Source organism: Citricoccus sp. NR2 (assembly GCF_027594385.1).
In the GTDB taxonomy this organism is placed as follows: Bacteria; Actinomycetota; Actinomycetes; order Actinomycetales; family Micrococcaceae; genus CmP2.
Genome location: NZ_CP115154.1, coordinates 3,034,487 through 3,051,931 on the forward strand (window position 1 = coordinate 3,034,487; position 17,445 = coordinate 3,051,931).

17 protein-coding genes and 1 pseudogene are annotated in these 17,445 nt (G+C 67.3%); 6 read left to right on the forward strand and 12 right to left on the reverse strand.

The features are described 5' to 3' along the window. Positions 1–219 precede the first annotated feature (219 nt). Positions 220–1,218, forward strand: a complete 999-nt coding sequence (locus O1A05_RS14275) for a putative oxygenase MesX (protein ID WP_270105879.1) — start codon at positions 220–222, stop codon at positions 1,216–1,218. Positions 1,219–1,223: 5 nt separating this feature from the next. Beyond that, positions 1,224–2,261 carry a methionine synthase gene (locus tag O1A05_RS14280; RefSeq protein WP_270105880.1) on the forward strand — a complete coding sequence of 346 codons (1,038 nt, stop codon included), beginning with the start codon at positions 1,224–1,226 and terminating at the stop codon, positions 2,259–2,261. Between the two features lie 12 nt (positions 2,262–2,273). Here O1A05_RS14280 and O1A05_RS14285 read toward each other — a convergent pair whose 3' ends face one another. Next, the gene (locus tag O1A05_RS14285) at positions 2,274–2,534 is read right to left on the reverse strand and encodes a DUF1304 family protein (protein ID WP_270105881.1); all 261 of its coding nucleotides are present in this window, start codon (positions 2,532–2,534) and stop codon (positions 2,274–2,276) included. Positions 2,535–2,677: 143 nt separating this feature from the next. Continuing rightward, positions 2,678–3,187: pseudogene (locus tag O1A05_RS14290) on the reverse strand (ABC transporter ATP-binding protein); the annotation flags it as partial. A 35-nt stretch (positions 3,188–3,222) separates the two neighbouring features. On the opposite strand from O1A05_RS14290, the gene O1A05_RS14295 reads away from it, so the two are divergent. Continuing rightward, complete coding sequence (locus tag O1A05_RS14295; RefSeq protein ID WP_006213383.1) at positions 3,223–4,761, forward strand: recombinase family protein; 1,539 nt, start codon at positions 3,223–3,225, stop codon at positions 4,759–4,761. Positions 4,762–4,866: 105 nt separating this feature from the next. Here the strand turns inward: O1A05_RS14295 and O1A05_RS14300 are convergent, their stop codons facing one another. The 4 genes from O1A05_RS14300 to O1A05_RS14315 form a co-directional block, all read right to left on the reverse strand. After that, a complete protein-coding gene (locus tag O1A05_RS14300; RefSeq protein ID WP_006213382.1) occupies positions 4,867–5,472 on the reverse strand; it encodes a hypothetical protein in 606 nt (201 codons plus the stop codon). Positions 5,473–5,491: 19 nt separating this feature from the next. Further along, positions 5,492–6,061 (reverse strand): single-stranded DNA-binding protein, encoded by a 570-nt coding sequence (locus tag O1A05_RS14305; RefSeq protein ID WP_006213381.1) that lies wholly within the window; start codon positions 6,059–6,061, stop codon positions 5,492–5,494. Between the two features lie 81 nt (positions 6,062–6,142). Further along, on the reverse strand, positions 6,143–7,930 hold the full coding sequence (locus tag O1A05_RS14310; protein WP_063249311.1) for a type IV secretory system conjugative DNA transfer family protein: 1,788 nt from the start codon (positions 7,928–7,930) through the stop codon (positions 6,143–6,145). Then, positions 7,927–8,439, reverse strand: coding sequence for a hypothetical protein (locus O1A05_RS14315; protein WP_040560327.1), 513 nt, complete (start codon positions 8,437–8,439; stop codon positions 7,927–7,929). Before O1A05_RS14315 ends, O1A05_RS14310 begins: the two co-directional genes overlap by 4 nt. Before the next feature lie 126 nt (positions 8,440–8,565). Here O1A05_RS14315 and O1A05_RS14320 point away from each other — a divergent pair, with 126 nt between their 5' ends. Beyond that, positions 8,566–8,931 carry an ArsR/SmtB family transcription factor gene (locus tag O1A05_RS14320; RefSeq protein WP_197464170.1) on the forward strand — a complete coding sequence of 122 codons (366 nt, stop codon included), beginning with the start codon at positions 8,566–8,568 and terminating at the stop codon, positions 8,929–8,931. Positions 8,932–8,975: 44 nt separating this feature from the next. Further along, positions 8,976–10,205 carry an MFS transporter gene (locus O1A05_RS14325; protein WP_006213377.1) on the forward strand — a complete coding sequence of 410 codons (1,230 nt, stop codon included), beginning with the start codon at positions 8,976–8,978 and terminating at the stop codon, positions 10,203–10,205. A gap of 138 nt (positions 10,206–10,343) precedes the next feature. Here the strand turns inward: O1A05_RS14325 and O1A05_RS14330 are convergent, their stop codons facing one another. The 3 genes from O1A05_RS14330 to O1A05_RS14340 form a co-directional block, all read right to left on the reverse strand. After that, entirely contained in the window at positions 10,344–11,843 is a 1,500-nt protein-coding gene (locus O1A05_RS14330; RefSeq protein ID WP_006213376.1) for a hypothetical protein, read from the reverse strand. Next, complete coding sequence (locus O1A05_RS14335; RefSeq protein ID WP_270105882.1) at positions 11,840–12,286, reverse strand: hypothetical protein; 447 nt, start codon at positions 12,284–12,286, stop codon at positions 11,840–11,842. The genes O1A05_RS14330 and O1A05_RS14335 overlap by 4 nt, the downstream gene beginning before the upstream one ends. A 120-nt stretch (positions 12,287–12,406) precedes the next feature. After that, a complete protein-coding gene (locus O1A05_RS14340) occupies positions 12,407–13,327 on the reverse strand; it encodes a hypothetical protein (protein WP_006213374.1) in 921 nt (306 codons plus the stop codon). Between the two features lie 187 nt (positions 13,328–13,514). On the opposite strand from O1A05_RS14340, the gene O1A05_RS14345 reads away from it, so the two are divergent. After that, positions 13,515–14,093, forward strand: coding sequence for a hypothetical protein (locus tag O1A05_RS14345; RefSeq protein ID WP_270105883.1), 579 nt, complete (start codon positions 13,515–13,517; stop codon positions 14,091–14,093). Between the two features lie 6 nt (positions 14,094–14,099). Here O1A05_RS14345 and O1A05_RS14350 read toward each other — a convergent pair whose 3' ends face one another. The 3 genes from O1A05_RS14350 to O1A05_RS14360 are packed head-to-tail and all read right to left on the reverse strand — an operon-like array spanning position 14,100 to position 17,368. Further along, positions 14,100–15,572, reverse strand: coding sequence for an SCO6880 family protein (locus O1A05_RS14350; RefSeq protein WP_006213372.1), 1,473 nt, complete (start codon positions 15,570–15,572; stop codon positions 14,100–14,102). Positions 15,573–15,577: 5 nt separating this feature from the next. Then, on the reverse strand, positions 15,578–17,011 hold the full coding sequence (locus tag O1A05_RS14355) for a hypothetical protein (protein WP_006213371.1): 1,434 nt from the start codon (positions 17,009–17,011) through the stop codon (positions 15,578–15,580). Between the two features lie 30 nt (positions 17,012–17,041). Beyond that, on the reverse strand, positions 17,042–17,368 hold the full coding sequence (locus O1A05_RS14360) for a DUF6112 family protein (protein ID WP_006213370.1): 327 nt from the start codon (positions 17,366–17,368) through the stop codon (positions 17,042–17,044). Between the last annotated feature and the right edge of the window lie 77 nt (positions 17,369–17,445).

Sequence of the window (17,445 nt, forward strand, 5' to 3'; positions counted from 1 at the left end):
CGTCTAGCAAGACGCCGCTCCACCCGTCAATTCGTGACGTCGGCATGGGCGAGAGAATCCGGCATTGATCGATGAGTGCCCGTACTTTACGCGCCCCAAGGATGTGTGACCGTCCTAGTTGCCAGGCGGGATAGGGCGACGCTTAGGCTTGCCACATTCCACCACCCACACGGTCCGACCGACGAGTCGCAGACTCCGGAATGAGGGCGACAAATCACCATGAGCCACGACTTCACACTGACCATCAGCAGGATTCCCTTCGACGAGGACTATCGCCCCGCCGAGGGCACCCGACTGACCACGAACTTCGCGAATTTGGCGCGCGGTGAACACCGTCAGCAGAACATGCGCAACACCCTGCAGATGATCAATTCCCGCTTCAACCACCTGGCGAACTGGGACAACCCGACCGGCGACAGGTACACATTGGAGATCGAGATCGTCACCATCGACATTGACGTGGATGGTCAGGGCAAGACGTTCCCGGCGATCGAGCTGCTGCAGACCACCATCGTGGATCATCACACCCAGCAACGCATCGCCGGCGTCACCGGGAACAGCCTGTCGTCCTATGTCCGCGACTACGACTTCAGCGTGCGCCTTCCCGCCTACAACATCAATACCGAACGACGGGAGGTTCCGGAGGACTTCGGTCTCCTCCACGGAGAGTTGTTCAAGTTCGTCATCGACTCGGATACTTACCGCGAGGCGTTCGCCAAGCCACCGGTGATCTGTCTCAGCGTCTCCACCAGCAAAACCTACCGGCGCACCACCAACGTTCACCCGATTCTGGGTGTGGAGTACCTCCACGATGACGACTCGCTGACGGACCAGTATTTCAACCGCATGGGGCTCCAGGCGCGCTACTTCATGCCCACCGGCAGCGTGGCTCCCTTGGCCTTCTATGCAGGCGAAGGTTTACTCACGGACTACACCAACCTTGAGTTGATCAGCGTGGTCAGCGCCATGGAGTCGTTCCAGAAGATTTACCGCCCGGAGATCTACAACGCGAATTCGCCCGCGGGTGCGCACTTTCAACCGAGCCTGGAGAACCCGGACTGCTCGTTCACCCAGATCGAATACGACCGCCGTGAGCGCAGTCAGCTGGCTCAGCGCCAAGGACTCTTCACCCAAAAGCACTTCATCGAACCCTACAAACCCGTTCTGGAACGTTGGACCGCCGATCGCGGGCAGCGTGCCGTCGCGAGACAAGGTTGATCGCCATGAATTCTCTATTGCCCACCTCCACCGCCGGCAGCCTACCGAAGCCAAGTTGGTTGGCCGAACCAGGCCAGCTCTGGTCGGCCTGGCGATGGCAGGATGACGAACTGCTCGAAAGCAAGCGTGACGCCCTGCGCCTGTCCCTGCACGAACAAGAATCCGCGGGCATCGACCTGGTCAGCGACGGCGAACAGACCCGCCAGCATTTCGTCACCACCTTCATCGAGCACCTGGACGGGGTCGACTTTGAGACCCGGCAGACTGTGCGCATCCGCGACCGCTACGATGCCAGCGTCCCCACCGTGGTCGGTGCGGTGTCCCGCGAGAAGCCGGTGTTCGTCGAGGACGCCGCCTTCGCCCGCCAGCACACAGACCGTCAACTTAAGTGGGCGCTCCCCGGGCCCATGACGATGATCGACACGCTGTACGACAGCTACTACGGCAGCCGCGAGAAACTGGCCTGGGAGTTTGCCGGCATCCTGAATCAGGAAGCCAAAGAACTCGAAGCTGCCGGCGTCGACATCGTCCAGTTCGACGAGCCAGCGTTCAATGTGTTCTTCGATGAGGTCAACGACTGGGGCGTCGCCGCTCTGGAGCGCGCCGTGGAGGGTCTGCGCTGCGAGACGGCGGTGCACATCTGTTACGGCTACGGCATCGAAGCGAATATCGAGTGGAAGAAGACCCTGGGCTCAGCATGGCTGCAGTACGAGCGGTTCTTCCCGCTCCTGCAGCGCTCAAGTCTCGACATCGTTTCGTTGGAGTGCCAACACTCCCGGGTGCCGATGGATCTCATCGAGCTGATCCGAGGCAAGAAGGTGATGGTGGGTGCGATCGACGTCGCCACCAACGAGGTCGAAACACCTGAAGAAGTCGCCGACGTGCTCAGAAATGCCCTGCGCTTCGTCGACGCCGACAAGCTCTACCCGTCGACCAACTGCGGAATGGCACCGCTCTCCCGCGAGGTCGCCCGGGGCAAGCTCAACGCCCTCAGCGCCGGCGCCGCTCTCGTCCGCGAGGAATTCCTGACTCCAGCGATCTAGGGATGGTGGGTGTCAAAACGCGAGTCCGAGCGCCAGCGCGATGATGCCCAGCGCCGGTATCGCGCCCTGTTTGGGGGCTGCGGAGGCCATCGTGCGGTTGGACAGCAGCAACACCAGAGCTGCCGCGACCATGGATCCGGCACCAGTGAACACCAGAGTCGCTCCGATCGCGGTCTGTCCAGCTGTCATGAAAATGGTCCCGAGGAATACGGCGATGGCCAGGAAAAGGTTATAGAAGCCCTGGTTGTACGCCAACGCCTTGGTGACTTCCACCTGGTCAGCGGTGTGGCCGAATGTGGCCTGCGCACGACGAAGGCGACCCTGGTTTCGCCTCAGCGGCGCTCTTAGACTTCAGCTATGACTTTCGTCGTCGTTGACGCCGACGAAAATTAGCTGGAAAAGCCGGATAAGTCGGTTTAGCCCGCCAGCTCAGACAGCTCCAGCCAGCGTTCCTCTAGCTCTTCTTGTTGCCGGTTGAGCGCGCCGAGTTCTTCGGTGAGCTTTCCCAGTCCCTCAAAGTCCGACTGGTCGTGTTCGGCCATCGAGACGTGGTGCGATTGGATCTGGTCGCCGAGTTTCTCCAATTTTCGCTCGATCGCTTGGATCTCCTTCTGCGCTGCCCGACGCTCAGCACCAGTTGGCCCGGAGGCCTTGGTGGCCGATGGAGCGGAAGCGGTCGAGGAGTTTCCTGACGGAGCCGCGGTACCGCCGCTTGCCTGCGCGTCTCGCAACCGCAGATACTCATCCACACCGCCGGGCACGTGCCGAAGTCGGCCGCCAAGAATCGCGTACTGCTGGTCGGTGACGCGCTCCAGGAGGTACCGGTCGTGGGATACCACCAGCAGCGTGCCCGGCCAGGAGTCCAGGACATCCTCCATGGCGGCGAGCATATCGGCGTCGACATCGTTGGTAGGCTCACCCAGCAGCTAGATGGCAGATGCAAGAGGAGCACCTGTCTGTCATGGAGACTCGACTACCCACCCGACCACCGGCTTCCGAGATCAAGGCTCTCATATACACGCGAGCCTCGATGGATCGTCACTACCTCATGCGCTCGACCGACGATCAGGAGACGGACTGCCGCGCCTGGTGCGCGCAGCAGACGTGGAATGTCGGCAGGGTCATCACCGATGCCAATCGATCTGCATCGAAGTGGCGCACCCGCGAGCGTGAGGGGTTCGAGGAGGCTCTCCACCTGATCGCCTCCAAGAAGTATGACGCGTTCGTGACGTGGGAGCCCTCCCGCGCCGGACGTGAGCTACTGGCGTACGTGCAACTGCGTGCGGCTTGTCAGGAAGCCGGTGTGCTCTACCTGACGAAGGGCCGGGTCTATGACTTTTCCCGCCATGACGACAGCTTCATGATGGGGCTGGAGTTCCTCACTGCGGAGAAGGACGCCGCGGTGATCCGGGACCGGCAGCTGCGCACTGTGCGGCTCAACGCGCAGAAGGGTCGCCCACACGGTCGGCTCCCCTACGGGTACCGCAGGGTGTATGACGAGCAGACGCGTGCGCTGGTTCGTCAGGAGATCGACCCGGGAAAGGCCTCGATCATCATCACGGCCGTCGATGAGATTCTGGACGGGGTCTCGATCAACAACATCGTGACTCGCCTGAATCGCGCGGGGGTGCCGACCCCGATGAAGCCGACGTCCGACCAGTCGCGAGGTTGGATGAGCTCAACCCTGCGCCAACTCATCAAGAGTCCAACGATTGCGGGCCTGCGCATGTATCAGGGCGAGGTCATCGGTGAAGCGGACTGGCCGGCGATCGTTCCGGTCGAAAAGTGGGAGAAGGTCAACCAGATCCTTGCGGACCGGGCTCGCCGTACTCGGTACGTGGAGGAAGGCAACCATAGTCACCCCAGGTGGCTGCTGTCATTCATTGCCAGGTGCGGCTTCTGTTCGCACCCCTTGGTGCGCATTCATGGTGCCGTGGATCGCAAGCGGACTGGGATGCCTCGAGACAACTACATCTGCGGGAAAGTGGGGTGCCGGAAGGTCAGTATCGACATTCCCTACACGGACGCTTACGTCACCGGCGCACTACTTGGTTGGCTGTCCAAGCCTGAGAGCCTAGCGGTCATTCTGGGCCCGGACGACAACTGGAACGAGCGGGTCCGCGAAGCCCAGGACCATGTCGCAGCACTGCGCAGGCGCCTCGCCGACGCAGCGGGCGAGTATGCACAGGGCCGGATCAGCATGACGATGCTGGCCGATGTCGAGGAACGCCTCAAGCCCGAGATCGAACGTGCCGCGAAAGCCGCCGTTCCCCCGGTCGCCGACAGGCAACTCCTCGCACTGATCCAGACGAAGGATCTGGATGCCGCATGGGAAGCTCTCGACCTGGTCGAGAAGCGCCGCATGCTCAAGATGCTGCTCGACATCCGGATCGAGAAGGCCAAGACCATGGGCGGCCGCTTTGATCCGGCACGGATCAAGATCACTCCTCGGTTCTCGGTTCCCGAGACATATCAATGGAGGCGACCAGAATCGTCCTGACCGCTGCGCCCTGACGGTCAGTCGGCGGTAGGAACGACGCGCCGAGCTCTCGCCCCAGCTCCTGGAGCCGCGAGAGCTCGGCGCTCGTCTGCTGAGCTGCGGTACTCATCGCAGTTCCCCGGTGCGCGGATCGGCGCCTGCGAAGAAGGCGTCCTCGGCGGCGCGGCGTTCGGCGACTCGTGCGGCGACGTACTCGACGAAGTCGGCATCGCGGTCGGCGACGAACACGTCCTCGACCGGGTCGGCGGGGTCCTCGCCGGGCCAGGTCGTCTGCCTGGTTGGCCGGTCGCGGTCCAGGCGGGTACCGGAGGCGGCGACCCATTCGCGCAGCCTGGCGCGGGCGTCGGCGAAGTCGCGATGCCACCCGAACGGGGCACTGCCGTTCTGCTCGGGGTGGTAGGCACACAGCCAGTGCAGATGCAGCGCTGAGAGCTCCCAGACGAGTTCGTCGTGGCGGTGCCAGAACGGTGGGATGACGCTGGCGGGCAGCCCGTAGGTGCGGCGTGTCGTCTCGACCCACCGGTTCAGGGCGTACCACTCCTTTTCGAGTTCGTCGGCGCGCAGCAGGTACCAGTTCACTGGGTGCGGCGGGCCGGGGTCCTCCTCGTCCTCGTCTTCGAGCATCCCCTCGTCGTCGAGGTCGAGCTCGTCCTCGGGCAGCTCCTCCACGGCGGGCTCACCGGGGGTCTCGTGGTCGCGGTCGTCGGTCATGATCGGGACTCCTCGGTGCTCACAGGCCCATGTCCGGCGACTGCCGGTCGGGCCGGTACTCGGGCGCGGCGAACGCGGCAGGCGTCTGCTGCTGCGCCACCTGCCGTTCCGGCTGCTCGGGAACACCGGAACCGGCGGACTGCTGGGCTGCGTCACGTTCGACGGTGGGTCGCTGGGCCTGTTCGCGGCGCGGGGTGCGGTCGACCTCGTAGGTGGTGCGGGCCATGTCGTGACCGAGCGCGGTCGCGACGAACCGCTGCTTCGTCTCGCCGGTGCTCTTGGACTGGTAGTCCTCCATGCGCCCCTCGGCGATGAAGAAGTCGTTCTTGGCGAGTTGCTTGTAGGCGCGCACGGCGACGCCCTTGTAGGCGACGAGGTCGTGGTAGGTGTTCGGCAGACGGGTGTAGGTGCCGTCGTCCTCGTAGTCCCAATGACGCTGCTCGACCTTCGCGTAGAACGCCGCTTTGCCCTTCTGAGTGGTGCCCAGCGTCGGCTCGGACTTGATGCGTCCCTTGAAGGACTCGCGGACATCCGCGCCCTGCTCGGGCTGGGTCTCGGGGCCGGTTCCTGGGTTCTCGTGCTCGGCCATCGTGCTGCTCCTGTCTTCCTGATGCGGCCACCTGTCGTGGCGGCCGTCGTGACAGGCAGGTGCACACGAGCTGTCCCGGACCTACCGAGGCGGGTCGGGGCGGCGCAGCAGCGCCTCGATCTCGGCCCGGTCGGTCTTGAGCTGGTCGGCGTCGGCGCGAGCGGGCCAGGCGCGCAGATCGGTGACGATCGGCGGGGCCGCACGCAGCAGGGTCACCGCGGTGCCGAACGGGAGGGTCCGCAACCGGTCGGGCGGGAAGATCGCGACCCTGCGCACGGAGCGCTGGTTCTGGCGAGTGCCGTGATCACCGAGGGTGATCGAGTCGGTGTACTCATCACGTTCACCGATCAACGTGGACAGGTCTTGAAGGTCTTTGCTGTTCGAAGCCCCGCCGAGAAGAATCTTCACGATGGAGGCGTCCCAGATCGCGCCGGCCTGGTTCTCCGACCACTTGTCGCGCGCCTGCGCGAGAGACTGGAGCACGGGCAAACAGGTGATTCCGGTGCCACCGCCCTCGGCCATCAGCGTCGGCAACGACGGCAGCGGGGCGAGGTTGCCGATCTCATCCAACGCCAGCAGCAGTGGCGGGTCGAGACGGGCTCCGGGTGAGCGTGCCGCGATCCGCCGGGCGGTCTCCACGAGATCCTCCACCAACGCGGCGACCAGTGCTGCGGAGGCTCCGGCTCCAGCACCGGTCGCGAGGAGGAACAGGGTGCCCCGATCACGGATGAACGCTTCGGGGTCGAACTCCTCCCCGGGGCCGGGGCTGACGGCATCGAGCACCCGCGGGTCAGCGAGAGCACCGAGGGCCAGAGAGACGCCCTGCCAGATCGAATCGCGGGTCCTGGGGTCGGCGTCGATCATGGATTCCAGCGAGTCCGCCCACCCCGTGGCCGCGTCCGGGCTGTTGGTGAGGATCGCGACGGCCTCCGCCGCAGCCGAGGGGTCCAGGGTCCAGCGGAACAGCTCCGCCGGGGAACGCCCATCAAGAGCAGCGGCGTGCAGCAGAGCCTGCAGCGCAGTCCTCGTCTTGCCTTCCCAGAATCCGCCAGACTCCACCCCGCCGGCAGACAGGCCGGTGGCCGAGGCGAGGCCGGTAGCGCGGATCATCGCGGTGAGAGGGTCGGCGCAGCCACGCACGGGCGACCAGCGCATCCCCGCCGGGACGCCCTCGGCCAGGTGCTGGGGGTCGAACACTGCGACCGGGCCGTGCTTCTCTCTCGCGCGCAGGGTCGCGGTGAGGTTGTCCGGGCGGGTGCTGGTGGCGATCACCGCCCCCGGCGCGTCGAGGATCGCGGGGATTACCACGTGCAGGCCCTTGCCGGAGCGGGGTGGTCCGATGAGCAGGATCGAGTCCTCGACGCTGGCCCACACCTCCCGGCCCCGGCACATCCCGAGTCGGTAGCCGACATCCGCCGGGGTCGGCTTGGAGAGAGAGGGTCGCAAGTTCCCGGCGCGGGTGAGCAGCGCCGTAGGTGAGGCGACCGTGGCCACCTCGTGGCGGGTCGCGACTCCGGCGGTTGTGTGCGGGTCGACCTCGGTCTTGCGGGCGTGACGGCGCAGCCGCGTCCACACCCAGCAGCCGCCGGCGACCAGCCCGGCCAGCAGCACGACGGTCACGGCCCAGTAGGCGACCGCGCTCATCCCTGGCGCGTCGAGCGCGGCGGCAGGATCACCGGGCCGGAACAGCACCGAGATGCCGGAGGCGGGCCCAGCGGCGGGCTGGTCGGTGCCGGTGAGGAACGCGGCCACCGATCCGGCGCCGCGCAGGATCAGGGCGAGGCCGAACAGTCCGACCAGCCCGATCATCGCGGCGTTGGTCAGCTCGTCGCCGAAGCTGCCGCTCTGGCGGCCCTGCGGGACGCTCATCGCAGCCTGCGCGCCACGACCGTGCCGGAGACGCGCCCGACCAGCAGCACCTCTCCGGCATCCCCGACCCGTCGCGGATCGAGCAGCCCCCGTGCAGTGCCGTCGCCGGCCGCGTCGGTGTCGGAGACGAGCACGGTGCAGGCGATGTCCTCCCCGGCGACGAACCCCTCCCCGGTGACCTCGATCAGCGCCGGCACCGCCTTGGGCCGTCTCGTCTTTGGGGCCGGCTCGGGTGCAGGGTCGGCGCGGCGTGGTTGTGCGGCGACGAGTTCGGTGAAGCTCGTGCCGTCGGCCTCGTGCACCTCCACCCGCACCGGCACCGCACGCTCCTGGCTGGCGTGGTCGATGATCTGCGGGAACGCGGCCCGCGACCACGGCCGCTGGTCGTCGTCGGGCGGATACACGGTGCCGTCGATCATCACGGTCATCGACCCGTCGGCGTGGATATCGAGGATCACGGTGCGCATCGACACCGGCACCGGCTCAGGGAGATTCGCATGTCGTCTCATGCCGGCCAGGTGCACAATCCCGTACCCGCACCGTTCATCCTGGCTGCTGCTGGCGCAGCTGCCGGGCCTCGTCCAGCACACGACGGCAGGGTTCCCTCACCCATACGCCGCTGTTAGTATCTGCGTATGGATGCAGATAAGCAGATGTGCGGCATGGATCCCGCGTCGGAATACGTCGATCTCGCCGCGGAGGTCTTGGGACTGTTGTCCGATCCGACGCGGATCAGGATCGTGCTGGCCCTGCGCCAGGCCGACGAGTTGCCGGTGAACGCGCTGGCGGAACTGGTCGGGAAGAAGCCCTCGGGGGTGTCGCAGCATCTGGCCCGACTACGGATGGCGCGGATGGTCACGACCCGGCAGGAGGGCACGAGCGTGCTCTACCGCCTCACCGACGAACACGCGGTCGCCCTGGTGGTCGAGGCGATCAAGCAGGCCGAGCACGCGGTCGCGAACGGGCAGATCCCGCCCCACCACCACGCACCCCGGCAGTAGTAGCCCGTTCGTCGCACAAACTCTCGTTCGTTAGGCCTCGTCTCATGCTTGCTGTCCTGCGCAATCCCACCTACGCGAAACTGTTCAGCGCGCAGGTCATCGCGCTGCTGGGCACGGGCCTGCTCACCGTCGCGCTCGGACTGCTCGCCTTCGAAATCGCCGGCGGCGACGCCGGCGTGGTGATGGGTGTGGCGATGACGATCAAGATGGTGGCCTACGTCGCCGTCTCCCCCCTCACGACGGCACTCACCACCCGTCTCAAGAGAAAGCCACTACTCATCGGGACCGATCTCATCCGGGCTGGGGTCGCGCTCTCGCTGCCGTTCGTGACCGAGGTGTGGCAGATCTATGTGCTGATCTTCCTGTTGCAGTCCGCATCGGCGACGTTCACGCCCGCGTTTCAGGCCGTGATCCCGTCCGTGCTCCCGGACGAGGGACAGTACACACGTGCCCTGTCGCTGTCGCGGCTCGCCTACGACTTGGAGTCGCTGGTGAGCCCGATGCTCGCCGCCGCCTTACTGACGGTCGTCAGCTTCCACAATCTCTTCGCTGGCACCGTGGTCGGGTTCCTTGCCTCTGCGACCCTGGTGCTTGTCTCCCGCTTTCCTCGCTTCGAGGCTCCCGCTCCGGCGCCGTTCTTCGATCGCCTCACCCGCGGCGCCCGTGCGTTCTGGGCCAGCCGGGAGCTGCAGGGCCTGATGGCGCTGAACCTCGTCGTGGCGACGACCACGGCGATGGTGATCGTCAACACCACTGTCCTCGTCCTGGGCGATCTGGGCCGCACCCAGTCCGATGCTGCGCTCCTGCTCGCCGCCTACGGAGGCGGCTCCATGATCGTGGCCCTGACCATGCCCAAGCTCTTGGAAGCCGTCTCGGACCGGCGAGTCATGCTCACCGGCGGCATCGCCCTGCCCGTCCTTCTCCTGGCCGGAGCCGGGGTGCTCGCCTGGACCGATGGCACGCCCCAGTGGGTCGGGCTGCTGAGCGTGTGGGCGCTGATGGGGGCGGCAACCTCCACGATCCTCACCCCCTCCGCCAGGCTGCTGCGGCGAGGCAGCACGGAAGAGAATCGGGCCGCGGTGTTCGCCGCGCAGTTCTCCCTGTCCCACGCCTGCTTCCTCATCACGTACCCCCTCGCCGGTGTTCTCGGCGCCGCTATCGGCCTTCCCGCCGTGGCTCTCGTCCTCGTCGGTATCGGCATTCTCGGCGCGGTCCTCGCCACCACTGCTTGGAGCGCTACGTCCCGCACTCTCGTGCAAGCTCACAAGCGATGAGCACAGGGAGCGCTCATGCCCTCCACGACCGCTTCGACAAAGATCGATCCGATCGCTCGTACGGTTGCATCTGTAACGAACATGCGACCCCACAGTCAAGGTCAGAACGTCTGGAGATCCGCGGAATCACGCGGATTCTTACCCTACGCGGGGTTGGTTTTTTCCGGGATCGGACATGCGGCTGGTGGTGTCGAAGAGCTCGTACTCGGCCGGGTGGAGCTGGTGCTGGACGACGAAGGAGCGTTCCTTGATCCGCCACAGCCCTTGTCCGGTGCCCAGCGTCGGCAGCAGCTCGCGCTCGGTGCCGGTCAGTCCAAGGGTCTTCGCGGTCGTGCCCAGCTGGTCGGATTCCTGCCGGTAGATGATGCGGGACTCCGCATTGGCGAGCAGGGAGTTCGCGAGCGAGCGCATGGCCGAGCCCTGGTCGCCGACGTTTTCCAGGTCGGTGAGCTTGTGGAAGATGAGCATGTTGCTGATCCCGTACGCCCTCGCCAGCCGCCAGTGCGCATCCATGCGCTTGAGCAACGCGGGTTCGGACATGAGGCGCCAGGCTTCGTCGTAGATGCACCAGCGCTGCCCGCCGTTCGGGTCCAGCAGCGCCGATTCCATCCACGCGCTGGAGCACGTCATCAACACCGACACCAGCGTGGAGTTCTCGGTGACTCGCGACAGGTCCAGGGACACCATCGGCAGGGTCGGGTCGAACACCTCCGTCGACGGGCCGTCGAACAGGCCGGAGAGGTCCCCAGCCACCAGTCGTCGCAGCGCGTGTCCGACCATGCGGCCGTCCTCGGCCAGCCGCCCGTCAGGGTCGTGGGAGGGAGACAGGAGGTGGTCGACGATCATCGGCAGGATCGGCACCTCGTTCTCCCGTACCGTTTCGGCGAGGGCGGTGTCGATCGCGGTGTGCTCCAGCGGCGACATGGGCCTGGCCAGCACGGTCTCGGTGAGCGCGCCGATCAGGTCGCGGCGGCGGGAGGCGACCGTCGTCTCCCACTCCGCATCGCTGAGCCCGGAGGGGCGGTAGCCCTCGTCGAGGGGGTTGAGGCGGGTGGGCAGGCCGTGGCCGAGCTGGATCGCCCGCCCGCCGACGGCGCGGGCGATCTCAGTGTGCTCGCCTTTCGGGTCACCGGGAACGTAGACCCGCCGCCCGAACGGCAGGCTGCGCGTGTACAGGCTCTTGGCGAGGGAGGATTTGCCGCTGCCGACGATCCCTGCGACCACGACGTTCGGGGCGGTGATGACCCCGGTCTGATACAGCACCCACGGGTCGTAGACGAACGAGCCCCCGGAGTAGAGGTCCTGGCCGACGAACACGCCCGCCGAGCCCAGGCCGCCCTCGGCGAGGAACGGGTACTGGGCCGACAGGGTCGCGGAGGTGTCCTGGTGGCGGGGCAGCCGGAACCGGCCCGGCGTCCGCAACGTTTGCTTGCCGGGCTCCCCGGCGGCGGGCAAATACCGAGTGGCCTTGCGCTCGGCCCGCTCGACCTCGGCCTTGGCTTTCGCTTCCGCGACCTCGCGGCGACGCTGCTCGGCCTGCAACCGGGCCGCGGCCTGGCGGCGCTGCGCCCGCAGCCGTCGCCGCTCGGTGGCCGGGGCGACCAGCACGGAGGTATGTAGGCGTTCCTTCTCGCTCACAGTCCCAACCCCCGCCCCTGACCTCTGCTGGACCCGGCGGGGTGCGGGTCGAACCACGACCCTGCCGGCTGCGCGACCCGCGCCTGCCTCCCCGCGCGCAGGGAACGCCGCGTCGTGTGCTTCGGAACGGTGGTGGGGTGTTCGATGGCGGTGACGGCACCGGTCAGGCGGGTCGTGGTCTCCTCCAGTGCGGTGCCGGCCTGATGGAGCTCGTCACCGATCTGCAGCCCGGTATCCCATGCGAGGGCCGGGGCGCCGGGGAGGGTGTGGGCGACGGCGATCCGGTCGATCGCCTCCCGCATCGCCGTGGCCGCATCGCGCAGGTCGCCCAGCAGTGTGGCGGTGCCGGGACCCGTGGCCTGCAGTTCACTGTCCGCGGCGAGGTGGCGCAGGTTGCGGGCGGCCTCGGTGGCGAACGCGGCGGGATAGTAGACGGCGGACATGATGGCCTCCCAGGCACGAGAACGACGGGGATGTGGTGCAGGTGCACCCCACCCGCCCGGTCACGGACATGCCGGTGCCGCCGACCCCACAGGGCGGCGGCACCACGGGAGGTAGTCGGGTCAGAGGCCGAGGCCGCGGTCACGCTTGACCGCCGCGACGCCCGGATGCTCGAACCAGGACCCCTCGCTCACCGGCCCACGCCCGGCGGCACTGCCCGCTTCTCGTCCGGTGGCGCGTACCCCGCGATCAGAGAGCGCCGCAGCGGCAGCACCCGCCGCGCCCATCGCAGTCCCGGCCGAGGCGGCACCGCCGGCACTGCCCATGTCGGGGTCCATGGTCGGTGCGGGGGTGTCGGTGTCGAGGCTGTCCTCGGGCGCGATCTGGTGGTGGCGGTAGAGGGCGACGTGGCCGAGGTCCGGGTTGTAGGTCAGCGTGTACTCTCCCGTGCGTGCTTCCTTGTCCAGCGCCCCGATCGGTGGGGTGTCGTAGACGTAGCCGTTGAGCATGGCCGCGTCCGTGGTCTCCTCGCCGTAGTCGAAGCCGGCCAGGTGCTCGATCGCGGCGTCCGGGCCGTCACAGTCGATCAGCCACAGCACCGCATCGGCTTCACCGCCCTGGAGGAAGACGATGTTCACCCACCGCGACACCGGCCCCTGAACCCTGGTCATCTCCGTCTCGGCGGGTGCGGGCGGGGCGGGGTGCCAGGCGATGCGACCGGCAGCCTGCGAGGCACGGTTAAGCCCCTCCTCGACACGGTCCAGGGCGGCAGCGGCCTCGGAGAGCTCCCCGGCGGCCAGGCGGGCATCACGGATACCGGCGGCGGGGTCTCCGGCATCGTCGAAGGCGCGCCCGTCATGGCGGGCGTGGCGGGTGGCGAGCTGCTGGATCGACTGCTGCATCGAGCGCACCCCGGCCAGCAGGTCCCCAATCACCCCGTAGGCGTCCTCGGGGTGGGTGAAGTCGCGGCTGGCGTGCGCCAGGCCGCGCAGCGCCTGCGATGCCTCCTCGGCGTCGGCGACGGGATCGTAGAATGTAGGCACGGTTCCTCCCCTTGACTGTGGTGATCGAGAGGTACGCATTCAGAGCACGAACCAGCCGGAGGAGCACATGAGCGGTGAGGATAGGGCCAGCGATCAGCTCGCAGCGAGGCACACTCAGACCCTGCGACTGTTCAAACGCCGAGCGGAAGAGCTCTTCTCGTGCGAGCTCGCACGTCGTGACGATGCGATGAACCTGGGGCAACAGCTGCACATGAACTTCGTTGTCGATCAAGCCACAGGCCAGTCGTCTCTGGCAGGCATTCGCCAGGTCATTCCTCCCAAAGAGCAGGTGGCTTACGCACTCACACTGATCCGTCCACTCACGCTCACGAAGAAGGGCGACCGGCTCGCATGGGTAACGGTTCTTGCCGCGTTGGAGTACTTTCGGCCGGCGGACGCCACCAATGTCTCTGAGCATTTGACACAGTTGCGTGAGAACTGGGCGCAGTACCCGCCTCGCCGAATGCGGATTATGCAGGCCCCGATCGACCCAGAAGCAGCCGGGGTTCGTGTCAATGCCTGGGACAACGAGATCGCACGTATGTTCCTCTACGGTGACCTCGTCCATGGCGATGACAACGCCGAATTGCTGGACGCGCTCGGAGATGATCAGGTTGTCTTCTCCGCCGGTGCGATGGCGTCGGACGGCTTCATGTTGGTGAACAACACGTATCAGGTCATGCACTGGCTCCGACCAGATATCGCCCCAAACGACGCGCACTTCTCCCAACTCCTAGCACAGGAGAAGCCCCCGAAGGACAACTGAGCCGGCTCATACGGGCCGGGTCAGGGGCAAGGCCGCGGCTGTGAACGCGGCGGCCTGCTGGCCGACGAGGCGGCGGGTTTCGCAGGAGGCCTGGATGGCGGCCTGCTCGACCGCGGCGACCGCGGCGTCCAGTTCCTCGATGGTGGGCGCCGAGACGGCGACCAGACCGGTCACGCGCAGCACGCCGTGCCCGGCGGTGAGGTCAGCTTCCTGCTGGAGCACGTCGGTGTATTCGGCGGTCTGGGCGGCGTCCTCGATCTGTCCGATCCGGCGGCGCTGCGCGGCATCGGAGATGTGCTCGACCTTCTTCTTGCGGATGTCACGGGCAGCCTGATCGGTGCGCAGCGGGGTGTAGAGCAGCGACAGGGATCGCCCGATCCCTGAGGAGAGCACCAGCGGGGCGAGGAACCCCGGATACACCATCGAGCGGGGCCACTCGCTGATCCAGAGCACGACGTGGTAGCCGGTATCGGTGCGCAGCCTCGTCCAGGTCTCGGTCACCGCGACCGGGCCGGCGGTGGCCAGCGACTGGCCGATCTCCCCGTGCCGCTCCAGGGTCGCGGCGACGGCCGGGTCGTAGGCGCTGCGCAGGATCACGGCGATCTGCCCCGGGCTCAGCCACCCGGCAGGGGTCAGGTCCGCCGAGCGCAGCGCCGCGGTCAGTGTGCTCATCTCCTGGCGCAGCACCGCGGCCGCGCCCCGCAGCCCGCCGCCGGCGGTCCGGATCTGCCGGGCCGCCGTCTTCATATCCAGGCTGAGGCTGATCGTGGTGGCGTGACGCTCCCCGGCGGGCCCGGCGCGCTCGATCAGCTCGGCATACGTCCTCGATGCGAAGGAGTCGTCCTGGCTGCCGTGGGCGGCCCACCATTCGGCCAGGCCCGTGCCCGAGTCCGGCAGGGTGCGCTCCAGCACCTGCACGGTCGCGATCCGCCCGGACCGGCAGACGCTGGCCAGCACCCGCCCCCAGGAGGAGACCCGGCGGGCCTGCTCGCCGGGATCGAGGAGCACGAACGCGGGATGGCGGATCTCGCACACCACCGTCAGCGTCGCCTGGTGAGGGTCGTGGATCATGCCCGCCCCGCTCTGCGGGTCGACGTGCTCGCGCAGCCGCGCCATGTCACCGGGCAGCGCGAGCGTGCCCGCCGGCCTCGGAGCGACGATGCGGCGCCGGTAGGCCAACTGTCCGCCGGTGGTCCGCCACAGCCACCAGGCGGCCACGGGCACCCATTCCACGACCGGGCGCCCGGCGACGGGCATCCAGGTCAGCACGATCGAGGACACCCAGATCGGGGCGGTGTAGGCGATGAGCATCCCGCCGGCGTAGAACGCGCCCACCAGGGACAGCACTCCGACGGCGAGGGTCGCCAGCTGGGTCGCGGACAATCCCAGCAAGATGCCGCGGCGAGTCAATCTGCTGAATTTCACCGGCACCAGGTCGGTGCCCGTACGCGCTTCTTCGGCGCTGTGCTTGTTGCTCACGAGGATCACTCCTTCCCACCGGTCGGCGGCTTACTGGGCCCGTCGTCGGGCTTCGGGCCGGTCGGCAGGTTCGGCTGCGGGGTGCTGCGCGGCGGTGCCTGCGCGCCCGGCCCACTCCCACCGCTCTCACCGTTCCCGCTGGTGTTGGTGTTGCCGGTGTTCTGGTTGGCGCCGTCGGTGGCGGCCTCGGCCTGGGCGCCGATCTGCTTGCCGGCCTCGGGGCCGGCCGTCGCGGCCTTCTTCGCGACCTCCGCGCCGATGACCACCGCCGCGACCGGTCCCGCGGCAGCTCCCGCACCGGCCGCCGAACCGCCGGCGCCCGCACCGCCCGCACCTGCTCCGGCATCTGCTCCGCCGCCTGGTGGTGGCGGCGTGCCCCCACCGCCGCCGCCACCGCCGGGTGGGTTTCCGCCTCCGGGTGGGGGCGGTTCGTCACCCCCGCCCCCACCTCCTCCGCCGCCGTTGCCGTTGGTGTCGAGGATCTTCTTCGGGCCTTCGCCTTGCGGTGTGCCGGGCACCGGGACGGGTCGGTTCATGGCGTTCTTGGCTTCTTGTTCCGATCCCATGGTGTTGTAGAGGTCGAAGCCGAGGAACGCGATGACCCGGTAGACCATGTAGGGGGCGAAGGCGGCGATCGCGAGCATGACGATGCCGGTGATTGGCTCGGTGATCGCCGTCAGGTCCGCCTCGATGGGGGTTGCCATCTGGGTGATCGCGATGAGGAACACCACCACGAGCACCAGCTTGGAGATGATGAGGGCGAGTACGAACGCCGCCCACTTCCCGATCCACCCGCGGGTGGCATCCCACGCCGCACCAGCGAACGCGAGCGGGGCGAGCACGATCGCGATCAGCAGCAGAGCCTTGCGGATCAGCAGCGAGAACCACACGATCGCGACCGCGGCGACCATGAGCCCGCCGAGGAAGATCGTCACGATCGCCCCGACACCGGGGGCGGAGATGTTGATGGCGGTCAGTCCGGCGGCCAGCAGGATGATCTTGTCGCCCATCGTGGCCGTGGTCTCGCCGGCGGCTTGGATGATCCCGATGGTCAACTGGTCGGTGATCTCCAGCGCGAGCGCGGCCAGGGTGATGACCACGAAGGAGCCGAGCACGGCCTTGCCGGCCCCGAGGGCGGCGCGGGACAGCGCGGTGGGGTCGCGGCGGATCAGGCCGAGGATGAGCTGGAAGCAGAAGAAGATCAGCACGATGAACACGCCGATCCCGAACAGCAGGTTGTACACCGACACGTACCCCTCTTGGGTGACGTCGACCAGCGTGGTCGTGTCAAACACTGTCCACATGGCCTCGATCAGCCAGCCCGCCGCCCCGCCGACGGCCTGCGCGAACCAGTCGAACGGGGCGGCGATCAGCGACGCGGCCGCTTCACCGGCGGAGTCGCAGACCGTGGAGATGACGGGAACATCGCACAGCGCCATCACAGACCTCCCTCACACAGATAGGCGGGTTCAGACGGCCTGGCCGACGCCCCAGAAGAAATTGATCAGCGTGACCGCGGCACCGCAGATCACCGCCGCACCGCAGGAGATCAAGACGCCGATCTTGCCGCGGCCGGCCAGGTGGGGGTTGCTGGAGTTGGAGCCGAAGCCCCACACGATCGCCGAGACGATCAGCGCGAGGACGGACAGGATGAGGCCGACGGTCATGACGGCACCGACGATGGTGCGCAGCTGGTCGATGCCGGGCAGCCCCGAGTCGTTGGGGTCGATGTCGATCTGCATCGGGAGCATCGCCAAGCGGGCGAGGGTCCAGGTGGCGAGGGTCGTGATGGTCATGGCAGGGCGCTCCTTCGACAGATGAGACAGAGGTGTTCTCTCGACCAGGTGCACCCGACCCCGCCAGACACGCAGCA